19 protein-coding genes are annotated in these 21,487 nt (G+C 48.8%); 5 read left to right on the forward strand and 14 right to left on the reverse strand.

What is annotated here, in order from left to right; all coding sequences use genetic code 11:
- Nucleotides 1-22 precede the first annotated feature (22 nt).
- Genes flhB through D5398_RS19175 form a run of 3 tightly spaced genes read left to right on the forward strand, consistent with a single transcriptional unit; the run spans nt 23 to nt 3,674 of the window.
- A complete protein-coding gene (gene flhB / locus D5398_RS19165; protein WP_120509046.1) occupies nt 23-1,168 on the forward strand; it encodes a flagellar biosynthesis protein FlhB in 1,146 nt (381 codons plus the stop codon).
- Nucleotides 1,168-3,276 (forward strand): flagellar biosynthesis protein FlhA, encoded by a 2,109-nt coding sequence (gene flhA, locus D5398_RS19170; protein ID WP_120509047.1) that lies wholly within the window; start codon nt 1,168-1,170, stop codon nt 3,274-3,276. The genes flhB and flhA overlap by 1 nt, the downstream gene beginning before the upstream one ends.
- On the forward strand, nt 3,273-3,674 hold the full coding sequence (locus D5398_RS19175) for a flagellar protein FlhE (protein WP_244216800.1): 402 nt from the start codon (nt 3,273-3,275) through the stop codon (nt 3,672-3,674). Before flhA ends, D5398_RS19175 begins: the two co-directional genes overlap by 4 nt.
- A gap of 133 nt (nt 3,675-3,807) precedes the next feature.
- Here the strand turns inward: D5398_RS19175 and D5398_RS19180 are convergent, their stop codons facing one another.
- The 3 genes from D5398_RS19180 to fliD form a co-directional block, all read right to left on the reverse strand.
- Nucleotides 3,808-4,146 (reverse strand): flagellar protein FliT, encoded by a 339-nt coding sequence (locus D5398_RS19180; protein ID WP_244216801.1) that lies wholly within the window; start codon nt 4,144-4,146, stop codon nt 3,808-3,810.
- A gap of 7 nt (nt 4,147-4,153) precedes the next feature.
- The gene (fliS, locus tag D5398_RS19185; protein ID WP_120509048.1) at nt 4,154-4,546 is read right to left on the reverse strand and encodes a flagellar export chaperone FliS; all 393 of its coding nucleotides are present in this window, start codon (nt 4,544-4,546) and stop codon (nt 4,154-4,156) included.
- Nucleotides 4,547-4,607: 61 nt separating this feature from the next.
- Nucleotides 4,608-6,056 carry a flagellar filament capping protein FliD gene (fliD, locus tag D5398_RS19190; RefSeq protein WP_120509049.1) on the reverse strand — a complete coding sequence of 483 codons (1,449 nt, stop codon included), beginning with the start codon at nt 6,054-6,056 and terminating at the stop codon, nt 4,608-4,610.
- A 530-nt stretch (nt 6,057-6,586) separates the two neighbouring features.
- Between fliD and D5398_RS19195 the strand changes: the two genes are divergently transcribed.
- Together D5398_RS19195 and D5398_RS19200 are read left to right on the forward strand one after the other, a co-directional pair.
- The gene (locus D5398_RS19195) at nt 6,587-7,693 is read left to right on the forward strand and encodes a FliC/FljB family flagellin (protein ID WP_120509050.1); all 1,107 of its coding nucleotides are present in this window, start codon (nt 6,587-6,589) and stop codon (nt 7,691-7,693) included.
- 94 nt (nt 7,694-7,787) lie between these two features.
- Nucleotides 7,788-8,546 carry an LbetaH domain-containing protein gene (locus D5398_RS19200; RefSeq protein WP_208646014.1) on the forward strand — a complete coding sequence of 253 codons (759 nt, stop codon included), beginning with the start codon at nt 7,788-7,790 and terminating at the stop codon, nt 8,544-8,546.
- A gap of 64 nt (nt 8,547-8,610) precedes the next feature.
- On the opposite strand, the gene D5398_RS19205 is transcribed toward D5398_RS19200, so the two are convergent.
- The 11 genes from D5398_RS19205 to flgK all read right to left on the reverse strand — a co-directional run bounded on the left by D5398_RS19205 (nt 8,611) and on the right by flgK (nt 21,482).
- Complete coding sequence (locus D5398_RS19205; protein WP_244216802.1) at nt 8,611-10,131, reverse strand: methyl-accepting chemotaxis protein; 1,521 nt, start codon at nt 10,129-10,131, stop codon at nt 8,611-8,613.
- A gap of 85 nt (nt 10,132-10,216) precedes the next feature.
- Complete coding sequence (gene cheW / locus D5398_RS19210) at nt 10,217-10,723, reverse strand: chemotaxis protein CheW (RefSeq protein WP_120509051.1); 507 nt, start codon at nt 10,721-10,723, stop codon at nt 10,217-10,219.
- A gap of 9 nt (nt 10,724-10,732) precedes the next feature.
- A complete protein-coding gene (cheA, locus tag D5398_RS19215) occupies nt 10,733-12,763 on the reverse strand; it encodes a chemotaxis protein CheA (RefSeq protein ID WP_120509052.1) in 2,031 nt (676 codons plus the stop codon).
- Complete coding sequence (gene motB / locus D5398_RS19220) at nt 12,750-13,739, reverse strand: flagellar motor protein MotB (protein ID WP_120509053.1); 990 nt, start codon at nt 13,737-13,739, stop codon at nt 12,750-12,752. Before motB ends, cheA begins: the two co-directional genes overlap by 14 nt.
- Nucleotides 13,736-14,626 carry a flagellar motor stator protein MotA gene (motA, locus tag D5398_RS19225; protein ID WP_120509054.1) on the reverse strand — a complete coding sequence of 297 codons (891 nt, stop codon included), beginning with the start codon at nt 14,624-14,626 and terminating at the stop codon, nt 13,736-13,738. Before motA ends, motB begins: the two co-directional genes overlap by 4 nt.
- A gap of 122 nt (nt 14,627-14,748) precedes the next feature.
- Nucleotides 14,749-15,312: a flagellar transcriptional regulator FlhC gene (flhC, locus tag D5398_RS19230; RefSeq protein WP_120509055.1), complete on the reverse strand. Its 564-nt coding sequence runs from the start codon at nt 15,310-15,312 to the stop codon at nt 14,749-14,751.
- 22 nt (nt 15,313-15,334) lie between these two features.
- A complete protein-coding gene (gene flhD, locus D5398_RS19235; protein ID WP_120509056.1) occupies nt 15,335-15,682 on the reverse strand; it encodes a flagellar transcriptional regulator FlhD in 348 nt (115 codons plus the stop codon).
- 486 nt (nt 15,683-16,168) lie between these two features.
- Complete coding sequence (locus D5398_RS19240; RefSeq protein WP_120509057.1) at nt 16,169-16,891, reverse strand: RNA polymerase sigma factor FliA; 723 nt, start codon at nt 16,889-16,891, stop codon at nt 16,169-16,171.
- 187 nt (nt 16,892-17,078) lie between these two features.
- On the reverse strand, nt 17,079-18,743 hold the full coding sequence (locus tag D5398_RS19245; RefSeq protein ID WP_120509058.1) for a methyl-accepting chemotaxis protein: 1,665 nt from the start codon (nt 18,741-18,743) through the stop codon (nt 17,079-17,081).
- 138 nt (nt 18,744-18,881) lie between these two features.
- Nucleotides 18,882-19,805 carry a flagellar hook-associated protein FlgL gene (gene flgL / locus D5398_RS19250; RefSeq protein ID WP_120509059.1) on the reverse strand — a complete coding sequence of 308 codons (924 nt, stop codon included), beginning with the start codon at nt 19,803-19,805 and terminating at the stop codon, nt 18,882-18,884.
- 48 nt (nt 19,806-19,853) lie between these two features.
- Nucleotides 19,854-21,482 carry a flagellar hook-associated protein FlgK gene (gene flgK / locus D5398_RS19255; protein WP_120509060.1) on the reverse strand — a complete coding sequence of 543 codons (1,629 nt, stop codon included), beginning with the start codon at nt 21,480-21,482 and terminating at the stop codon, nt 19,854-19,856.
- Nucleotides 21,483-21,487 lie beyond the last annotated feature (5 nt).

Genomic DNA, 21,487 nt, shown 5'->3' on the forward strand with positions numbered 1-21,487 from the left:
GGCCTAAGATCCAGCAGAACCCATGTCTCAGGAAAGTGATGTAGAAAAAACCGAGGAACCCACGCCCCACAGGCTATCCAAAGCCCGTGAAGACGGGCAAATTCCTCGCTCCAAAGAACTGACCTCATTGCTGATGTTACTGATCGGCTGGATGTTGATTCTGTTAGGAGGAACGCATCTCGCCGGAAAACTCAATCTGTTGCTGCATAACGGACTGACGTTTGACCGGATGCTGGTTCTCGATACCAAAATGATGCTGTTGCGCGTTGGGGACTTATTAAGGATGGGCGTTCTTTCCGTTTTGCCGATCCTGCTCGGCCTGTTCATTACCGGCCTGGCTTCGCCGTTGTTGTTAGGTGGGCTGAACTTCAGCGGTAAATCGCTGAAGGTGGATCTCAAGCGTTTGAATCCTCTCTCAGGATTCAAACGCATGTTTTCCATGCAGGTCCTGTCGGAACTGTTAAAAAGTGTGCTGAAGGTCACGCTGGTGGGAGCGGCCTGCGCCATCTACCTCATGAGCAATAAGACGCACATGATCCAGCTTATCTCTGAACCGGTTGCGATCGCCCTGGGAGATACGCGATCCCTGATATCCAACGCGCTGCTGGTGGTGATCCTGGCGCTGATCCCTCTGGTGGGTTACGACGTTTTCTATCAGATCATGAGTAATTTGAAAAAGTTACGCATGAGCCGCCAGGAAATACGGGACGAATTCAAACAGCATGAAGGGGATCCGCACATCAAAGGGCGTATCAAACAACTTCAGCGCAATGCAGCCCGCCAGCGAATGATGGCCGATATTCCAGAGGCCGACGTCATCGTCAACAACCCGACGCACTATTCCATCGCCCTTTGCTACAAAGAGGGAGGAACGGGCGCTCCCACCCTGCTCGCCAAAGGAGCGGGTGAAATTGCATTACGCATCCGGGAAGAAGGCGCAAAGCACGGAATTCCGATGCTGGAAGCACCTCCGCTGGCCCGTGCGTTATACCGGCATTGTGAAATCGGAGAACAAATTCCAACAGAATTATATGGCGCTGTCGCAGAAGTTCTGGCCTGGGTTTACGGCCTGAAACGCTGGAAAAAAGGCACCGGCACGCTTCCCCAAAAACCTGAGAACCTTCCGGTGCCTGCTGCACTGGACTTTGCACAAGAGAGTCAAGAGTGATGGCCAATTTAGCCACCAAATTACGTTTACCGGATTTTAAACAGACGCAATGGCAGATTCTGGCAGGACCGATTTTAATCCTGACCATATTGTCGATGATGATTTTGCCCTTACCGACGTTCGTTCTGGATTTACTGTTTACCTTTAATATTGTGCTGTCGCTGATGATATTAATGGTGGCAATGTTTACGCAAAATACGCTGGAATTCTCCGCGTTCCCGACGGTATTGCTGTTTTCAACTTTGCTGCGTCTGGCCTTAAACATCGCGTCCACCCGTGTGATCCTGATGTACGGTCACACTGGCGACGGCGCTGCGGGTCAGGTCGTTGACGCCTTCGGGCATTTTCTGGTGGGTGGCAGCTTTGCCATCGGTATCGTCGTTTTCGTCATTCTGGTTATCATCAACTTTATGGTCATCACCAAAGGTGCCGGGCGTATTGCCGAAGTGGGTGCACGCTTTGTCCTTGACGGGATGCCGGGAAAACAGATGGCGATTGATGCGGATCTCAACGCCGGGATCATCGGTGAGCAGGAAGCGAAAAAACGTCGTAATGAAGTCACTCAGGAAGCGGATTTCTACGGTTCGATGGACGGCGCCAGTAAATTCGTCCGTGGCGATGCCATCGCAGGTTTACTGATCATGGGAATTAACGTGATCGGCGGGCTGATGATCGGGACGCTGCAACACGGCATGTCTTTTGGCGAAGCAGGATCCACCTACACGCTGCTGACGATAGGCGATGGTCTGGTCGCGCAGATACCGGGGCTTATCATCTCTACCGCAGCCGGTGTTATCGTGACCCGCGTGGCGACTAATGAAGATGTCGGCGAACAGATGGTCAGCCAGCTCTTCAATAACCCGCGCGTGATGGTACTTGCCGCAGGCGTCATCGGTTTACTGGGCCTGGTTCCCGGCATGCCGAATTTTGTATTCCTGCTGTTCACCGTCGCCCTGCTGGCGCTTGCCTGGTGGATGCGCGGACGTCAGATGTCTGGAACGGACAGCCAGCGACGCGCCAGCAATAAAGAAGGGCAAGCCTCTGCGGACAGCGAGCCAGATGCAGCACAAACGACCGAAGCCTCATGGTCCGACGTTCAGCATGAAGATGTGCTGGGGCTGGAAGTGGGCTACCGTTTGATCCCCATGGTAGACAGTGATCAAAAGGGGCAGTTGCTGACACGTATTCGTGGGATCCGCAAAAAATTCGCCCAAGACATGGGCTTTTTGCCGCCCGCTGTGCATATTCGTGACAATCTGGATCTGGCGCCTACGGATTACCGAATCCTGCTTAAAGGCGTTGAAATTGGCCGGGGCGAAACCCAGCCGGAACGCTGGATGGCAATTGATCCCGGTTGTGCTGAAGGTGAACTGCCAGGCGTGCCTTGTCAGGATCCTGCTTTTGGTTTACCTGCGATATGGATTGATGAGGTGATGCGTGAACGCGCGCAGACACTCGGCTATACGGTTGTCGATCCGAGTTCAGTGATCGCCACGCATCTGAATCACCTGATTTCCTTGCATACAGAAGAGTTGTTTGGCCGTCAGGAAACTCAGCAACTGCTGGACAGGCTGACCAAAGACATGCCGAAACTGGTAGAGGATCTGATCCCAGGTGTCATTTCGCTGACCACTTTCCACAAGGTGCTTCAGAATCTACTGGCGGAACATATTTCTATTCGTGACGTCAGAACCATCATTGATACCCTTGCGGAATATGCAGGCACCATTACCGATCCCGACGATCTGACCGCACATGTGCGCGTCCGGTTGGGACGTGCTATCACGCAAAAATGGTTCCCCGGCAACGCAGAAATGCAGGTGATCGGGCTGGATCTCAATCTTGAAAGGCTGCTGACCCAGGCAACGCAAAGTGGCAGCGCGATTGAGCCGGGCATTGCGGAAAATATCATCTTGCAGACAGAGAAAGCGATTTCGCAACAGGAAGCCATTGGTGCACCACTGGTTCTGCTGGTGAATCAGCCACTTCGCTTTATGTTATCGCGATTCCTGCGGCGTGTTTTCCCGCAACTGGCGGTGTTATCCAATCAGGAAATCAGCAACAACCGCACTGTCCGGATGTCTTACATCATCGGAGGCAAAGAATGACATTCAGGGTGCTGATGCTGGCTTCTTTGTTTCTTTTCCCGCTGGATGCGCCAGCCGCCAGCGGTTCGTGGAGCGGCACATCGGCCGGGGGCGGCGTCAGCGTTGGCGGACAAATATTATCGAGCCGTCCGCTCAATCCGACGCTACCGGCCGGGGCGCGGCTCAGCCGTATTTCATGGCGCATCTCGTTACTTTCGCCTCCGCCACCTGGTTTGCAGATAAAACTGTGCACTCAGAACCGGTGCGTGTTACTCGATTCCCTGTCGGGGAATAAGCAAGTCACCACCTCACTGACCGCCAGCGGGCCTTTTTATTTTGTTTATTCCGTAGAAAGCCGGGGCCAGCTCGCGCCAGCCCTCAATGTGATAAAAAATCAATTAACGATTAATTATTATTAACAAGTCACTATGACTCACTAAATTACCTGTTAAAAATAATCAGGTTGGTGCGGGGGCGAGAAGCGCTGATGAGAGGGGTGTTCAAATCAGGCGAAGGCTATATCAGGATTAACCAAAATAGCCTCTCAGGGGATTAATGGAAAGCTGAGGTAAATTGTGTTGAATAAGCCTCACTGCCTTTTTTCCCTCGATGTAAAGATGACATTTCTTTTTTTAATACATCCAGACGATTTCTCAGTGTTTTTTCAATTTCGTCTTCATTCTCAAGCAGGTTTCCTAATATCATCGCCAGACTGGATTTCTCCTCAGGCAAAATATCGTCCGGCTGATTCGCCAGCACCTCATGCAGCTGAGTAATATAGACTTCAGCCATCTGGATGAACTCCTCCCATTTTTCCTGCTTCACCATTTCGAGAAGATCTAAATTTAGCTGATAAATACCTTCATAATCGCCATACACAGTCTTACCCATAAGTTTCCTACCTTTTCTTAGGTTCAATTTCCTTCCAGGTCGTGGCAAGGTTGGTCAGAATTTCACTCACGCCCGTGAGCAGTTCGGGTTTATTTTGTCGGTTTGCCTCCAGTAATGTTCGCGACATATACTCATACAGCTGCTCAAGATCCTGAGCGATATGCTGACCTTTCTCATGGTCTAATGATGTCCTGAGCCCGTTATCAATAATATTGATCGCTCTGGAAATCATCTCCCCGCGTTTGGCAATATTGCCGGTTTCAAAATAGATCATCGCCCGCAATACTGCGCTTTTCGCGCCCTCCAGCAACATAGTGATCAACTCGTGGGGCGATGCGCCCGCCAGCTGACTTTCCAGATCAACCTGAGCGTAAGCTTGCGTTCCAGACTTCGAATACATGGTGACTCCGTACAACACACGAAACAGGCAGGAGACTGTCATCCCCTGCCCGTCATTAAGATTAAAGTGAAGCTAACAGGCTGCCCATCTGATTGCTCAGGCTGTTCATTTTGGACATCGTACTGTCGAGATTTTGGAACTGGATACGATAACGTTCCACCTGGGCATCGATCAGTTTCTGCGTTTTATCCAGCTGGGTTTGCATGATTTTGACCTGCTCATCCAGCCCCTCTGTCGAGGTCTTAATAATGCCTTCCGATTTAGTATCCGGATCACCGACATACTTTTCGACGATGGTGCTCAATTTCGTCGCCAGGCCTTCTTTTTCGCCGCGCCCCATAAACATGTCAGCAATGCTGTCAGGATTATCGGCAATGGCAGAATCGAGTTTGGTTTCATTGAGCGTCATCTGACCGGTTGCGGCATCAATTTTGATCCCTAAATCAGCCAGCGCCGTGACATCTGCATCAGAATCGCCGTATATACCATTCACCGCAGTACGCAGTTCTCCGACCATGCCACGCAGGGTGGAGTCCCCCATCAGCGCGCCGCTGTCACCATTCTTATTGGCAACATCCTCGTCTTTCAGACCCGAGGTATCATTGGGTACATACTTGCTGGCGGCTGAAGTCAGCTTCAATAACGCGTTGTATTTCTCTACAAAATCTTTAACGCTGGTCTTAATAGCCGAATTATCACGGGTCAGTGTCAGCTGTTCCGGCTCGGTGGTTTCCGACTTGGCTTTCAGCTCCAGCGTAACATCGGTGATGATGTCTGAAATGTTATTGGTAGAGCGTTCATAATCCATACCATCCACAGTCAGTCTGGCATTCTGCGCCGCTGTGACCAGTTTCATGTTATCGCCATTACCGCTGCCGTCATCGCCACCGCTTGAGGTATCGAGGATATCACCCAGCGCGGTATCGCCATCGACTTTCACCGTCATTTCACCGTCAGTGCCCGTTTCTTTAGCACTCAACACCAGCTGATAACCCTCATTAGTCCGCTGTACAGAAGCTTTCGCTCCGCCGTCGGCTTTGTTAATCGCTTTCGCAATCTGATCCAGCGACGTTTCATCGTCTTCCAGCGTTACTTTGGTTTCTTTGCCATCACCGTTAGTAATAGTGATAGTGCGGGTAGCGCCGTTTTGTTCACCCAGTGGGACGTCAGATTCTGGTTTACCGTCTGTTTTAAGTTTATGCGCCACGGCCAGCTGTTCGATATGTACTGCGTGGGTGTCGGCGCTGGCGCCTGTACCGGCTTTCGCGGTGAAGGCTTTGTTGGTGCTGACCGACAGCGTATTAAAGGCATCATTGGTCAGTTTTTTTACGCTGCCCTGAAGAGCAGACATTGAGCTGGAGATTTGACCCCATGCAGAAATTTTTGATTTATAGGTGTTCTGCATCAGGGTGTAGGGCTTAAGGCGCATCTGTTCCGCAGCCTTAATTTGCTCGAGCATTGCACCGGTATCCATACCTGAACCGATACCTATCGATGAAAACGAAGCCATTAGATTCTCCTATATAGAATATATTTTTCTTTAATTGCACGTCTTAATTAGATATCGGTGATAACGATATAAAGTTTAATTTTTTGGCATAACCACATCAACCTAAAGACGGCATAAAACCATTCCCTTCTTCTTTTCAGTCAATAGAATTCACCAGAGCGTAATTATTCGCGCATCTCAAAACTCCCACTCGTTAAAATAGCGACAAAAATTGCATTATTTCTGCGAATTGGCAGAATAACGGTATTATTTTATTCACTCAGAAAAATTTAACATTGTTATTACTCGTTTTTACATTAAGGATGTCTATCAGTCAATCACAGTGTTATGGGCATAAAAATCTATCCTATCAGATGAATTGCGCACACAAATAAAACCATTTATCCAACTAGCGATTTAAATCAAAAATAATTAAAAAAATGTTTTAGTGAATTCTATTACCACCGATGTTTTTAGTATGCGAAACGAATTACGCATCACTAATTGCAATACGTTGCAGTGTTTAAACATCAATATCTGAGGAAATAGATATGGCACAAGTTATCAATACCAACGCACTGAGCCTGGTCGCACAAAACAACCTGAATAAATCACAGTCTTCACTGGGCACTGCAATTCAACGTCTGTCTTCTGGCGTACGTATTAACAGCGCAAAAGATGATGCCGCTGGCCAGGCCATCAGCAACCGTTTCACTTCTAACATCAACGGCCTGACTCAGGCTTCCCGTAACGCCAACGACGGTATCTCCATTGCGCAGACCACAGAAGGCGCGTTGGATCAGGTGAATGACAACCTGCAGAACATCCGCCGTCTGGCTGTACAGGCACAGAACGGAACTAACTCCGAATCTGACCGTAAATCCATTCAGGACGAAATCACTGCACGTCTGGCTGAGATCAACCGTATCTCTGAACAGACTGAGTTCAACGGCGTGAAAGTTCTGAGCCAGGACCAGACTCTGAGCATTCAGGTTGGCGCTAACGATGGCCAGACCATCGATATCAACCTGAACCAGATGAACGCTACCACGCTGGGCATGGACGGTTTTGATGCCACTAAGGTCGCGTCTAAAATGAGCGTAGGCTCAAAAGTGGCTGATTCTACCGGCACCATGAGCGTCACACTGTCTTCCGGCGACATCGATACAATGAAAACTACTGCATTCGGTACCGGCGGCAGCGGTGAAATCTATGCCACTAAAGACTCTACCGGTGCAACTGTCTACGTGGCAGTGGGTACAGACTCTACCGGCAGTGCAGTGGCTAACATCATGACGCCTACCTTCACTCCGGGCGCCGCGGGTGCTCCAGACACGGTAACCTTCGCTTTAGGCGCAGCAGCAGGCGCTGACGTGATGGCCGGTGTGGGCCAGCTGAAAGCGATTGATGACGCCCTGTCTCAGGTCGCCGATTTACGTTCAGGTCTGGGTGCTGTTCAGAACCGTTTCGATTCTGTCATCAGCAACCTGAGCAGCACAGTCAACAACCTGTCTGAATCCCGTTCACGTATCCTGGATGCGGACTTCGCTTCTGAAGTTTCCAACATGAGCCGTGCAAACATCCTGCAGTCTGCCGGTGTGACCGTGCTGGCACAGGCTAACCAGGTTCCACAGAACGTTCTGTCTCTGCTGCGTTAATTGCTCTGAGCCGTACCCAACTCCCTGTCTTAACGGACAGGGAGTTTTTTATTATTAATTTCCCAAAACCTCTGATTTATAAGAACAGGAATACATGAGAACTACCAAAGCAATACATACCAAAACGATGGATATCAAAACGGAAGATGACTTTATCGGTTATGACAAGAACCATCATTGGTCGCGGCAGTTTAAGGTACTGAAATACCGTGATGGTTTTTTCAGCACACTCCCACAAAAATTTTTCAGAAACTGGCTGGATGAGGAATCGAACACAGGAACATTTTATATTGGTAAGGGTTCCGGTTTGGGAGTGGGATCCATCGTCAAATACGATTCAGGGATCCAAAGCCTGCGTGTGGGGCGTTTTGTTTCCGGTGGACTGAGGTTAAAATTCCTGCTTAACGGCCAGCATGAGATGAAAACGCTATCAACAGCCATATTCGCCGGATTTGGACAGGGCCTGACAAACGCACCGCCCCCGCAGTATCAAGACTCCATTATCAAAAACGATGTCTGGATTGGCGATGAAATGATGATGCTGGGCGGCGGGATTATAGAGAATGGCGTTGTGATCGGTGCCCGTTCCCTGCTGCCACCGAATTTCCGCTCAGAACCTTACGGTATTTATGCCGGCAGCCCGGCAAAACTCGTCCGCTTCCGCTTTTCAGAGAAGGTACGTGAAGCCCTGATCGACATTGCCTGGTGGGATATGCCTAACCTGTTCTCCTGGGTGAAAGAGATGAACGGCTGTTTTACCTTTGATCTGACACTCGATGAACAGAAAACGCTGGAGATTCTTGCGCTGGTAAAAGAGAAGAAACAGCTCTGGCTCAGGGATCATCAGCAATAAAAAAGCGGCAGAATAATCTGCCGCTTTTTATAACTCATACTGACTGACTTTTCAGCGCACTGACTTACGCAGTCTGAGGGTCTGCTTCAATGTGAAAAACAGCCACCATGCTTTCCAGCTGCGTGGTTTGTTCGTCCATTACCGCGGTAATGGCCGCCGATTCTTCCACCAGCGCCGAGTTCTGCTGTGTCACCACATCCATCTGATTGATCGCCACCGACACCTGCTGGATCCCCATATTCTGCTCTTCAGAAGCCTGGGTAATATCCTGCATAATTCCACTGACTTTGCTGACCATATCGACAATGCCGGTGATGGTATTTTTTGCATGATCGACACGTTTACTGCCCGCTTCGGTATCCTCAACGGAAAGCTCGATAAGACCACGAATTTCTTTCGAGGCATCCGCGCTGCGCTGCGCAAGGTTACGTACTTCACTGGCTACCACGGCAAATCCACGCCCCTGCTCACCGGCACGTGCGGCTTCCACCGCGGCATTCAGCGCCAGAATATTGGTCTGACTGGCAATACCGTCAATCACTTTAATAATGTTGGCAATCTGGGTGGCATTGCCGGCGATTTGATCCATTGAACGGACCACATCCACCATGATGACAGACCCGTCGTCGGCCATGATTTTCGCTTCCGTCGCCAGACGGTTGGCCTCACGGGCATGCGCGGTATTATTCTCTACCGTAGTTTTGATCTGCTCCATGCTGGCCGCCGTCTGTTGCAGAGCGCTGGCCTGCTCTTCGGTGCGGGCAGAAAGGTTATTGTTGCCGTCGGCAATCTCAATCGCGTTGTGGCGAATGTTCACCGCCACACTTTTCACTCCACCAATCATTTCCACCAGCGCAGTGCGCATGGTTTCAATGCCACTGAAGAGTTTGCCCATTTCGTTACGGCCATACTCCGGCACTTTTTTGGCCAGCTCACCCTGACTGATTTGCGAGAAGACGTCGGTGGCTTCAGACAGACGATTGAGGATCATACGCGTGATGTAGCGGGTAAGTGACAAATAGACCAGGACGAACAGCGCGACCAGACAGGCCAGTGTCGCCCACAAAACATCATGCAGGAAACCGGCACGGTCCTGATATTCATCCATTACTGCTGCGCTGGTTCGTAAATATTCTCCAGTCAGCGCTTCAAGCTGAAGCAGCAGCTCGTCAGTTTCATCAATGATTGAAGCGTTATTATCTAAATTGCTCGCAAAACCCAAGTAGTTATCCAGAACCCGGTTTAAAAGAACGCCGGTTTTTTCAGATACTGTCTGGATCTCGACCGAAGATTTTGGCGTTTTTACCCACTCAGTAATATTACGGCGTATTTCCTGATTATCCTTTTGGATCGACGCCATCCATTCCGGCCCCGGATCTTGTTGCGTCAATGTGGAAACTTTTAAAAATAAAACGTCGCCACGGATCACCATTAATTTGTACATGGCTTCATCTAATACGGCGACGCGGGAATGTAACTGAATAGAGTCGTCGAAATTACTGCTGGATATGCCTGAGATCCGTAAGCTCAATCCGGCAAGCACCAGAAATGAAAATGCAATGACATAAAGATGTAATTGCACCATCTTTTTAATACTCATAAAAGATAGCAAAATAGCGTTCCCTAAAATTTTTAAATGGAGATCAACAAAGAAATGAGGATATTCAGCCTTATTCGAATTCAGCTTCAGCCAGTCTTTCAACGATTTGCATTTCATCGCTGTTGAGCAGCTTTTCTATATCAACAAGGATCAGCATACGTTCATCGAGAGAACCTAAACCGAGCAGATATTGCGTTGAGAGAGTCGTAGTAAAATCAGGGGCGGGTTTGATCTGCTCTGTCCGCAGCGAGAGCACATCAGAGACGCCGTCCACCACGATGCCCACCACACGGTCACACAGATTAAGAACGATGGTGACGGTCTGCTCATTTATCTCAGCCGATTCAAGCTGGAATTTAATCCGCAGATCAATAATCGGAACGATCACGCCACGAAGATTGGTCACACCGGCAATAAAATCCGGTGAATTGGCAATACGGGTCACCCGGTCATAACCGCGGATCTCCTGAACTTTAAGGATCTCTATTCCGTATTCTTCTTTGCCCAGCGTAAAAATCAGGTATTCCTGATCCACATTATTTTGGCCGAATTGTTTTTCACTTCCTGAGAAATTCATGCAATACCCTCACGTGGTCGGTACAAGTTGATTTTGTTTTCCAGCGAGCCGCTTATTTTTGCAAAGCGTAATCAGTGCCACGACGTCAAGGATCAGTGCCACACTGCCGTCACCCAGAATGGTGGCCGCAGAAATCCCCGGCACTTTGCGATAATTCAGCTCGAGATTTTTTACGACAACCTGATGCTGACCGATAAGCTGATCAACCAGCAGGGCATAACGACAACCGGCGCTTTCCAGGATAACGGCGATCCCGTCACTGGCCTGTTTCGCTTCACTGTCAATGTCGAACACCTGATGCAATTCAACCAGAGGCAGATATTCTCCCCTTACCAGCAGCATCTGTTCATCACCCGCCATGCGGTATAAATCTTTCTCAGAAGGTTTGAGTGATTCCATGACCGTGCCGAGTGGCAGGACATAAATTTCGTCGCCGACACGTACCGACATACCGTCGAGAATGGCCAGCGTCAGTGGCAGAATAATGCGGATCGTGGTGCCTTTATCCTGCTCAGAGTGGATCTCAACGTGCCCGCCCATCGCAAGAATATTTCGGCGAACCACATCCATACCCACACCGCGCCCGGAAACATCCGTGACTTTTTCTGCGGTAGAGAACCCTGCCGCGAAGATAAGCATCCAGACTTCTTTATCGCTCCAGTTATCACTGACCATGAGCCCCTGAGAATACGCACGCGCCAGGATCTTCTCGCGATTTAATCCCGCCCCGTCGTCGGTCACTTCAATGACAATGCTGCCACCATGATGCTCCGCCGATAACGTCAGATTTCCTTTCGCAGGTTTGCCTTTGGCCTCACGCACTTCAATGGATTCGATGCCATGATCAAGACTGTTGCGCACCAGATGCGTTAATGGATCGATGATCCTCTCGATCAGGCTCTTATCCAGCTCGGCTGAACCGCCCTTCAGGGTCAGTTCGATCTCTTTATTGAGCTTACTGCCCAGATCATGCACCAGACGCGGGAAGCGGCTGAATACATACTCCATGGGCATCATGCGGATCGACATGACCGATTCCTGCAAGTCGCGCGCATTGCGCTCCATCTGCACAATGCTGCTGATCAAAGTGTCATGCACGGCGGGATCCAGAACACCCGAAAGCTGTGACAACATGGCTTGTGTGATGATGAGCTCACCGACCTGATTGATTATCTGATCCACCTTCTCGACCGCGACCCGCAGGCTGCCTGATTCCGCGGGCTGTGCCCTGGCTGCCGGTTTAGGTTTTACTGCCGGGGTCATCGCGACGGCGACCGGCTCAGGAGTTTTTTGTTCAGTGATGTTATGCACCGGCGCTAAAGCAGGCGCTTCCGGGGCCAATGCGGTCTGCGGCAGGTCAGTTTCGCCAGTGGCGTTGCCAGCCGTAATCCTGATTTGCTCCGGTTCTAGCACAAAACACAGCACGGCAAGAATGTCATCTGCACTGACCTGAGTCTGAAGCTGTATCTCCAGCGTATTATTATGTGCCTGCGAACTGACGATCTCGCCGAGGTTGGCCAGTTCTTCAGCCATGAGTGTTTTATCAGAATCGGATATCGCGCTGAGCATAATGGTCAGCAAACCGCCGTTATCAGGCGGCGCAGGAGGAGAGGTTTCAGGAATTGCCAGCGCAGTAGCCGGTGTGCTGAGTTGTTTTTCATCCAGAGCAATCTGACGCAATGCTTCACAGATATAACGGAAAGTTTCCTCATCAGGTGTCTGCGAGGATTTATACGCATCAAGCTGATCTTGCATAATGTCTTTGCTCTCCAAAAACAAATTGATGATGTCGCTGTTTAGCCCTAATTCTCCACGTCGAGCATCATCGAGCAGGTTTTCGAGGATGTGCGTCGTTTCCTGTAATACCGTAAATCCGAATGTTCCCGCCCCGCCTTTAATCGAATGAGCAGCGCGGAATATGGCGTTCAGCATTTCGGTATCTGGCGAATTAAAATTAAGCTCCAGCAGATGCTTTTCCATATCAGCCAGCAGCTCATCAGCTTCATCAAAGAAAGTCTGGTAAAAGTCACTCACGTCCATTTTGATCACCTGTTACCTGAGAAGCGCTTTGTGCAGGGTTAACCGGAATGGCGGGGGCAGGCTGAGGCGCAGGCCCGGACGACATCATTTTCAGCTCAGCTTTAATTTTTTCACTGGCCTGATTATCAGAGACGTTTTGTAAAACGGTATCTTCATCAAGGATGGATTTCTCCTTCTGCATGCTCAGAACCAGCAGGCTGATACGCCTGTTGATAGGATCATCCGGACGCAGGTTTGATAGGCTCATTTTGTCTGCCGTGCCAATCACCCTCAGGAACTTGTTATCCGTCAGACCAGCGGCGACCAGCGTGCGACGGGAAGCATTGGCGCGATCAGAAGAAAGTTCCCAGTTGCCATACCCCGCTTCGCCGTTGGCATATGGCAAAGAGTCAGTATGACCGGTCAGGGTGATGCGGTTAGGAAGATCATTGAGAACCGGCACCAGCGCCTGAAGAATGCCGCGCATATAGGGCTCAGGCTCTTTGCTGCCGACTTTAAACATCGGACGCTCCTGGCTGTCGATGACCTGGATAAGCAAGCCATCATCAGTCAGCGACAGTCGAAGGTTCGACTGGAAATCACTTAAGCGGGGATCGTTGTGGATCAAGCTTTCGAGCTTGTCATGCGCACGTTCCAAGTTCTGTGCGTTCTTTTGTTTATCCAGTTGATTCAGGGTTTGGCGGAAAACTTCGCCGTCCTGCTTCGTGAAATCGTCGCCACCACCAGGAATGACACTTTCACTCAGACTGGATTTATTACCCTGCGACAGCGCCACTTTAAGCGGCATCTGGAAGTATTCGGCAATCTGTTCCCGCTGCAAGGGCGTTGAAGAAGACAACAGCCACATGACCAGAAAAAAAGCCATCATGGCGGTCATAAAATCGGCGTAAGCGATTTTCCATGACCCGCCATGATGTGCATGTTTATGTTTCCTGCGTTTACGGACAATGACGACGGAATGTGGCGCTTTGTTCATGATGCGCTTTCCGTCGCATTGCCTTTCGACTGCGTTTTTGCCTCACGAACATGTTCTTCCAGCTCAACAAAGGTCGGTCGTTCGGTTGAGAACAGCGTTTTACGACCAAACTCGACGGCAATCTGCGGAGCGTAACCATTCATGCTCGAAAGGAGCGTCACGCGAATACATTGCAGCATTTTGATTTGTTCACTGCTTTTCTGGCGCAGTAGCGAAGCCAGAGGCAGAACAAAACCATAAGCCAGTAAGATGCCAAGGAAGGTACCCACCATCGCATGTGCAATCAGTTCGCCAAGCTCTGCTGCCGGGCGATCGGCCGCGGCCAGTGCGTTCACTACGCCCATGACAGCCGCAACGATACCGAAAGCCGGGAAAGCATCTCCAATCACATTCAGGCTTTGTGCAGGCACTTCGTGTTCATGCTCACAGGTTTCAATTTCCTCATCCATCAGCGCTTCGATTTCAAACGCATTCATGCTGCCGCTAATCATCAGACGCAGATAATCGATGACAAAATTCATCAGCATGGCGTCAGCCAGTAAGCGGGGATAAGCAGAGAAAATAGGACTGTTATGCGGGTCTTCTATATCGTTCTCGAGAGTCATCATGCCGTTCTGCCGGGATTTACTCAGCAACAAAAACATCATGGCCATCAGATCCATATAAAGCACTTTGGTATATCTCGACCCTTTTAATAAATGAGGGATCGCTTTGGCTGTGGCTTTTATCGCTTTACCATTATTACCCACAACGAAAGCGCCCACACCGGCGCCTCCGATAATCAATAATTCTGCGGGTTGATATAACGCGCCCAACTGGCCACCCGTAATAACAAACCCACCGAACACAGTCAGAATAACAACCAGGTAACCAATAATAACTAACACATGTACTCCTTAATAATTAAATATCTTGTTCAGCCCCATGTGTTCGTTAGCCATGAATTTTGTATACGGGGAGGCCGTATCACTTATTGGCGACACCAGGTTGTAGTTTCTTGTTTTATGAGTTATCTCATCGCTGCGCTTAGAGATGGCTTCGCAGATAATTCAGGTATTTTACATTTTTTAATTGCACGTGACGGCGGGCTGCATAAGCTACATGTAAAAGGATTTTTTGAATGTTCTGATGTCACAACAAACCCACCACCGCAAATACAGCATTCTGTATGTTCTATAATTCCGCAATCAATGAACCGTAATAATGTCCAGGCACGAGTCAGACCCAAAACCTGTTTTTCACCAGGCGGCGTCGGGCATTGTTCCAGGTATAAACGATAAGCTTTAACCGTGGCTTCAATTGGCCGGCAAGGTTCTGTTTTTTGCAGATATAAATGAATATTATAGAACATAGATGAATGAATATTCTGTTCCCATGCCATGAACCAGTCTTCCGAAAAAGGCAGCATTCCTTTGGGTGGCGGGCATCCCCTGAGTTCTTTATAGAGTCTTAATAATCTTCTGCGACTCAAACTGGTTTCACTCTCCAGCATCTGCATACGGGCACCAAAGGAAATCAGTTCCATAGCAATCTGGACTTCTTTGATCTCTTCTAAAATACTTTTTTCACTCATAATCACAAACTCCGTTTTTCCATCAGGTAGGGGTAAGGTTTTGCTCAGAGAGCGAGTTAAGAAGGTTGGTAGATAAGATGATCCCGGTATGAATTTGCTGCAAAGCTTCAATGCGGGAATCTTTCGTCAGGTTATCTATCACTATTTCATTATCCACCCGCAGGCGGCAAATGAGTTGATTGGTAGAAGCCAGCTTTATCAGTTGCGGAAGTGAAAGTTCTCTCAGAGTATCAATTGTCGCTTCGGTCAGCCCCAGACGGAACCCCGCAGCAAATTTGTCTTCCCTGATTAATTGCTGAGCCAGTAGCAGGTAAGAGAGATTAATGTCATGAATTCTTTGAAGCTGTTCATCGATGTTATCTGTATTCATTTCTTCGTCACCACATCCTCACGCTGATGGCATGATGAGATGTAAATTAATTCGTTTGATTTTGATCAATAAATTAATCGATAAAGAAAGCACAGACTTTACGGAAACCCTGACATTCCTTTATCGGATAATTACTATCACCTTGTGATTGCAATTTCTTGAAAAATAGTGAGTTTTTCTCACCCTTTATTTTCCACATCCTGAGTATAAATTTCCACGCAAAAGCCACCGGGTAATTTTGCGGTAAAAACAGAAATTAAATACCCCGTCCCTACCCACTTCATAATGATGAATCGGTGAGGAACATTGTTTCAATATAATAACGACTATCGACTAAAAGCTCAATCTTTAAAGCCCCTTTAACCTTAAGAATTACTTTAAGCGCTACCTGGATTATTTGCACATAAGTAATAGTCACTCATATTACAAATGAGATATTTAACAATGATTCGCATTACTGTAATTATTATTACGATATACAATATTTTATTTAACAGCATCCATCCTGGCCCGTAACCGCTTAATGGCCTGACTGTGCAACTGGCTGACCCGGGTTTCAGTGATACCCAAAAGTATGCCGACTTCTTTCATGTTCAGTTCTTGCTGGTAATACAAATTCAGTAAAAGCTGTTCTCTTTCAGGTAATTCTCTAATTTCCTGACTGATTTTTTCCGTTAACTTCCCTTTCATTAACTCATGTAAGGGATCCAGCATTTCATGCTTCAGTCCGGGTTGTTCAACGTCACCGTTTTTTTCTTCCATCAACTCATCGAGAGAATAAAACTGACTGCTGTTCGTATCCACTAACATCTGCTGATATTCTTGCAATGATATTCCCATGCTGGTCGCAATACCTGCTTCTGTCGCGACAGTACCGGTTTCCTGCTCCAGCTTTTGAATAACAGCAGAAATTTCCCTGGCATTCGTACGTACTCTTCGCGGAACCCAGTCACGCTCACGAAGTTCATCTATCATTGCCCAGCGAACACGTTGGGTAATATAAGTACTCATTCCAATCCCTTTTTTGGGATCAAATTGATCAATAGCCGTTAGCATTCCGATTGCACCGGCCTGGATGAGATCATCCAGTTCAACGCAAGGCGGTAAACGAACCTGCAGGCGTAGTGCTTCGTGGCGAACTAAATAACGGTATTTCAACCATAATTCGTCCTTTTGCACTACACCATCATGGGTATAAATACCATTCACAATTACATTCCCAGCGTACAAGACAGAGCACAATTATTAGGGATCACGACAGGATCATATAGCCTGATAAGGCCAAACAATATTGCGCAATCCGGCACTTAAATTTTTTAATCACGTTAATAATCATCACGTCAGGGACTAAATTGGGCGTATTTGTTAACTATATTAATAAGAAATTAAATTCCTTTTAAAATGTTTCCCAATGACCTTCGTCTGTATTTTTGCTGATCTCGGCGCTGCGTTTAACGGACAGGGCCGGTAACTGGCCGGAAGCTTTATTGCGCACGGAAACTTGCAGGCCCTGAGCTGACTGCTCATTAATTTTAAATTTGCTGACGATCTTCTCCAGCGTCTCGGCCTGAAGTTCCAGATTATTTGCAGCGACCGCGGCTTCTTCAACCATGACTGCATTTTGTTGCGTAACCTGATCCATCTCATTCACGGCCTGGGCAATCTGATTGATTCCCGCACTCTGTTCGTCAGATGCTGAGGTTATTTCGCCCATGATATCGGTCACTTGTGTCACCGAATCCACGATATCACTCATCACCGTTCCTGCGTTGTCCACCTGCTGGGAACCGGTATTCATGTTATCAACACAAACCGTGATTAACTGGCTGATTTCTTTCGCTGCATCGGCACTGCGCTTAGCCAGATTTCGAACTTCGCCTGCGACCACCGCAAAACCGCGTCCCTGTTCACCGGCCCTGGCCGCTTCAACTGCGGCGTTCAGCGCAAGAATATTCGTCTGATTAGCAATGCTGTCGATCACGCCGTTGATATCGGCAATCTGACGGGAACTGCGGGTGATCTGCTGCATAATCTCGTTGAGGTTGAGCATCACATCGCCACCTTTACGCGCATTTGCACTGGCACTATCTGCCAGCTGGCGCGCGGTGTGGGCATTGTCCGCATTCTGACGTACGGTCGTTTTAAGTTCTTCCATACTGGCGGCAGTTTCCTGCAATGCTGAAGCCTGCTCCTCGGTACGCGCTGACAAGTCATTGTTACCCTGTGCTATTTCCTGCGCGTTGGTGTAGATACGATTGACACCTGAATGAACGCCGGAGATGGTTTGTGTCAGATAAACCCGCATTTTTTCCAGCTCAACCAGCATCAGGCCCAGTTCATTTTCATTACCGGTATCAATTTTTTGTGTGAGGTCACCGCCAGCAATGACTTTGATAGATTGCGATGTCTGCTCCATCCGCAGCACCAACGCCCGGCGCAGCCAGATGCGGATCATCAATGTCATGATCACCGAAGCGGAGACAACCACAATGGTCATCACGATCATCTCGTAATAATTTTTTTCTGCTCCGCTGACATACTGGTCATTCAGCCCACTGGTGATATCGCTGTAAGCGTCAATTTTATCCCGGAGCAAATTCCGCTCATGTGATTCACTTTCGAGGTTATCAGGAGAGCTGACGGGATCAGAAATGTAGTCCAGTTTCGCCTGCGCTAAGCTGAGCACATGGTCGAACTGCTTATTAAGGTCAACGGCTGCCTGCTTCTCTTCTTCGGTATTAAACGGCGTTACCATAAACGTTTTCATATTCGCCTGCGCTTTGACGAAGATATCGCGGGCGGTATTGATCGCTTCCGGATCGACTTTCCGGTTCAGGCTGGTCTGAAGCATCAGAGCGTTCACATATGCCAGCCCACCGTTGAGGTTAAAGGCCGCGCCTCGCATGGTATCGATGTTTTCGGTTGAATTCGTAATACGGGTAAAATTGTTTTTTGAGGACATGGCATTGAACAAACTGAAGGCCATCACCACCATCAGAAAAATCGTGAGGGTAGCGATAACCCCGGTAATGCCAGTCGATATTTTTAAATTCTTAAACATAATTACCCTTTATGTGAAGCTGGTTGTCGCTGCAGGCTTACATCAGAGAAATCAAATGCCCGTATCAGAGAACGCCGCTATTGTGACCAGTGAGCTAAGAAATAGCTCACTGAACTTCTTGTAGGAAAATTCCCATGCCTACATATTGAAGATGTTCATCTTCTGCATAGTCTGAAACACCATCATTGAAGAATTCAGAGAAAACTCCGTCATTTTTGACTGACCAATCAACGTGATGAAAGTGTTGTAGTCAGAGCCCACGGTCTCTTGCAGTCGGGATTCCACATTGATCTGCTGAGTCGCAGAGGACATATCCAGTGCATCAATTTGCTGGAGGTTAGTCCCCACTTCCGCCTGAACTCGCCCGAGATTATCGATACCTTTTTTGACCGAGACATTGACCGCATCAAGAGTGTCTTTCAGGGCCTGACGGGCCGCATCATCACCATCATTAATCGGTGTATTCAGGGCGGCGATGGCTTTATCCAGCGCGGCAAATAAATCATCGCCGGACCCACTCATAAAGACGTCGCTGCCCAGATGTCCGGTTTGCATTTCAGTGCTGTCGGCCACAATCTGGGTGGCTGGCGTATCGCCGCCCACATAAGTTCCATCAGGCTGATAGGGACGCGTAGCGGTGTTATAACCCGAGAAAATGTAACGACCACTGCTGTTCTTCGTATTGGCCAGATCCATCATGTTGTCGCGGATACCCTGCAACTCAGTCGCCAGAGCCTGACGGTCAGCATTGGAATAAGCCCCGTTTCCGCCAGCCACAATCTTTTCACTCAGACTCTTGGTTAAAATATTTCCCAGAGAGCTCAGCGTGTTATCTTCAAGTTCCAGTGCATTCTTGGCATAAATACGCGCCGTATCGAACTGCTGCATACTGGCTAAAGAATTCTGATAAATAATCGCCTGAGCGGCCCCGGACGGATCATCAGAAGGCGTCAGTAACTTCTGACCGGCAGATAGGCGCATAGCGATATCATTGCCGGTATTCATTGCCTTCGAGAGGCTGTCGATATTGTGCTGGAACATGTATTGAGTGCTTAGACGCATCACAATCATCCTTAATTTGTCGTCACACTACCGGTGACAAAATAGTGGTTAACGAAGACTCAGCAATGAATCAAAGAGAGTGTTAGCTGCCTGAAGCACCTGCGCATTTGCCTGGTAATACTGCATATACATCTGAAGTTTGACGCTCTCTTCCTGCAAATCGACACCCGTTTTGGACTGCTTTTCAAACTCAATAGCTTGCTGGGCTTTAGAAGTGGTTTCATTGTCTGCTTTCAGCGCCGTCATTGAAGAACCGACAGAACTGACCAGACTGGAGTAGGCTTCAGTCAATGTTCCATTGCCGATAAGCGTGGCGGTTTTGATGGCAATCATGTCTTTGATATTCTCGTTGTTGCCTTCCTGACCGGCCTCACTTGCAGCAGCAATTTCGTCACCTTTGGTGATCGCCACACTAAGTTTCCCCGCAGCACCCGCCGTCGGGTTAAGCACGAAGCTGTCACCGGCCTGCGGCGTGCCCTGTGGTTTAACCGAAATACCTTCAAACTCCAGCTCACCGCCCGCACCGGGGGTCGGGGTGATGGTTCGCCCGTCTTTGGTTTGCACCTGCCAGTCGGTTCCGTCAAAGGTCAGGGTGTAATCCTCAGCCTTCACGTTGCTGATGTCGGTAAACGTGACATCCAGTGAACCATCACCGGCATTGCCCCGGTTAGCCAGCGCAGTCGGATCGGCGATATTGAAAATATCTTCGCCTGCGTTGCCGTCCAGATCGAAACCGGCCTTGTTCACTTCATTGAATTTATTGGCCATCTGCAATGCGAGCTGATTAAGCTGATTACGCGCATCGACCAGGTCTTCATTACGAAATTTGAACAACCCGCCCAGCTTACCGCCGCTCATTTTTTCTTCATCAAGCAGCATTTTATTGCCGGAAGCATCGACGTAAGACACCACGGTTTTCGAAGGGTCCTCCGCTGACGCAGAGGCTTCCAGCTCATAAGAACGGTCGCCGTTAACCAGCTGCATCCCGTTAGATAACGTTACATCCACACGACCCGTGGTGATGTCTTCGTTAACTTTGATCCCAACCTGCGTGCTCAGACGTTCCAGCAAAGCATCGCGCTGATCGAGCAGGTCAGCAGGCAGGTCGCCATTACGCGCATGAATTTTTGCGATTTCTGAATTGAGTTTGGCGAGCTGTTTCGCGTCGGCATTGATATCCGAAACGCTTTGCGAGATGAGCGTGTTGGTGCTTTTTTCCAGTCCGTTCAGCGTATTGCTGTTGGTATTGTACTGATAGGAAATCGCTTTGAACTGGGAGAGTGCCCCCTGACGCGCAGCCTGGCTGGCGGGATCTGCACTGATTTCTTCCAGTGATTTGAAAATATTATTCAGAGAAACCGAGATATTACTGGTGTCGTCACCCAACATATTATCAATCTGGGTGAGCTGCTGATAACGACCGACCTGAGATGAAGATTCGGTGTAGGCGCCACGCAACTGGTTATTCACAAAACCGTCGTAAGCACGTAAGACACCATCGACCTGAACACCATAACCAAAGAAGCCAGAGCCGGTGGTTCTCCCTCCTGCTTCACCCAGAATAATACTCTGCCGGCTATATCCTGGCGTCAGGCCGTTGGTTAAGTTGTTGCCAACGACATTCATCGCTGCTTGTGCCGAACTCAGCCCACCCTGGGCCAAATGGAAAAGATTCATACATC

This window comes from Rahnella bruchi (assembly GCF_003614975.1).
In the GTDB taxonomy this organism is placed as follows: domain Bacteria; phylum Pseudomonadota; class Gammaproteobacteria; order Enterobacterales; family Enterobacteriaceae; genus Rahnella; species Rahnella bruchi.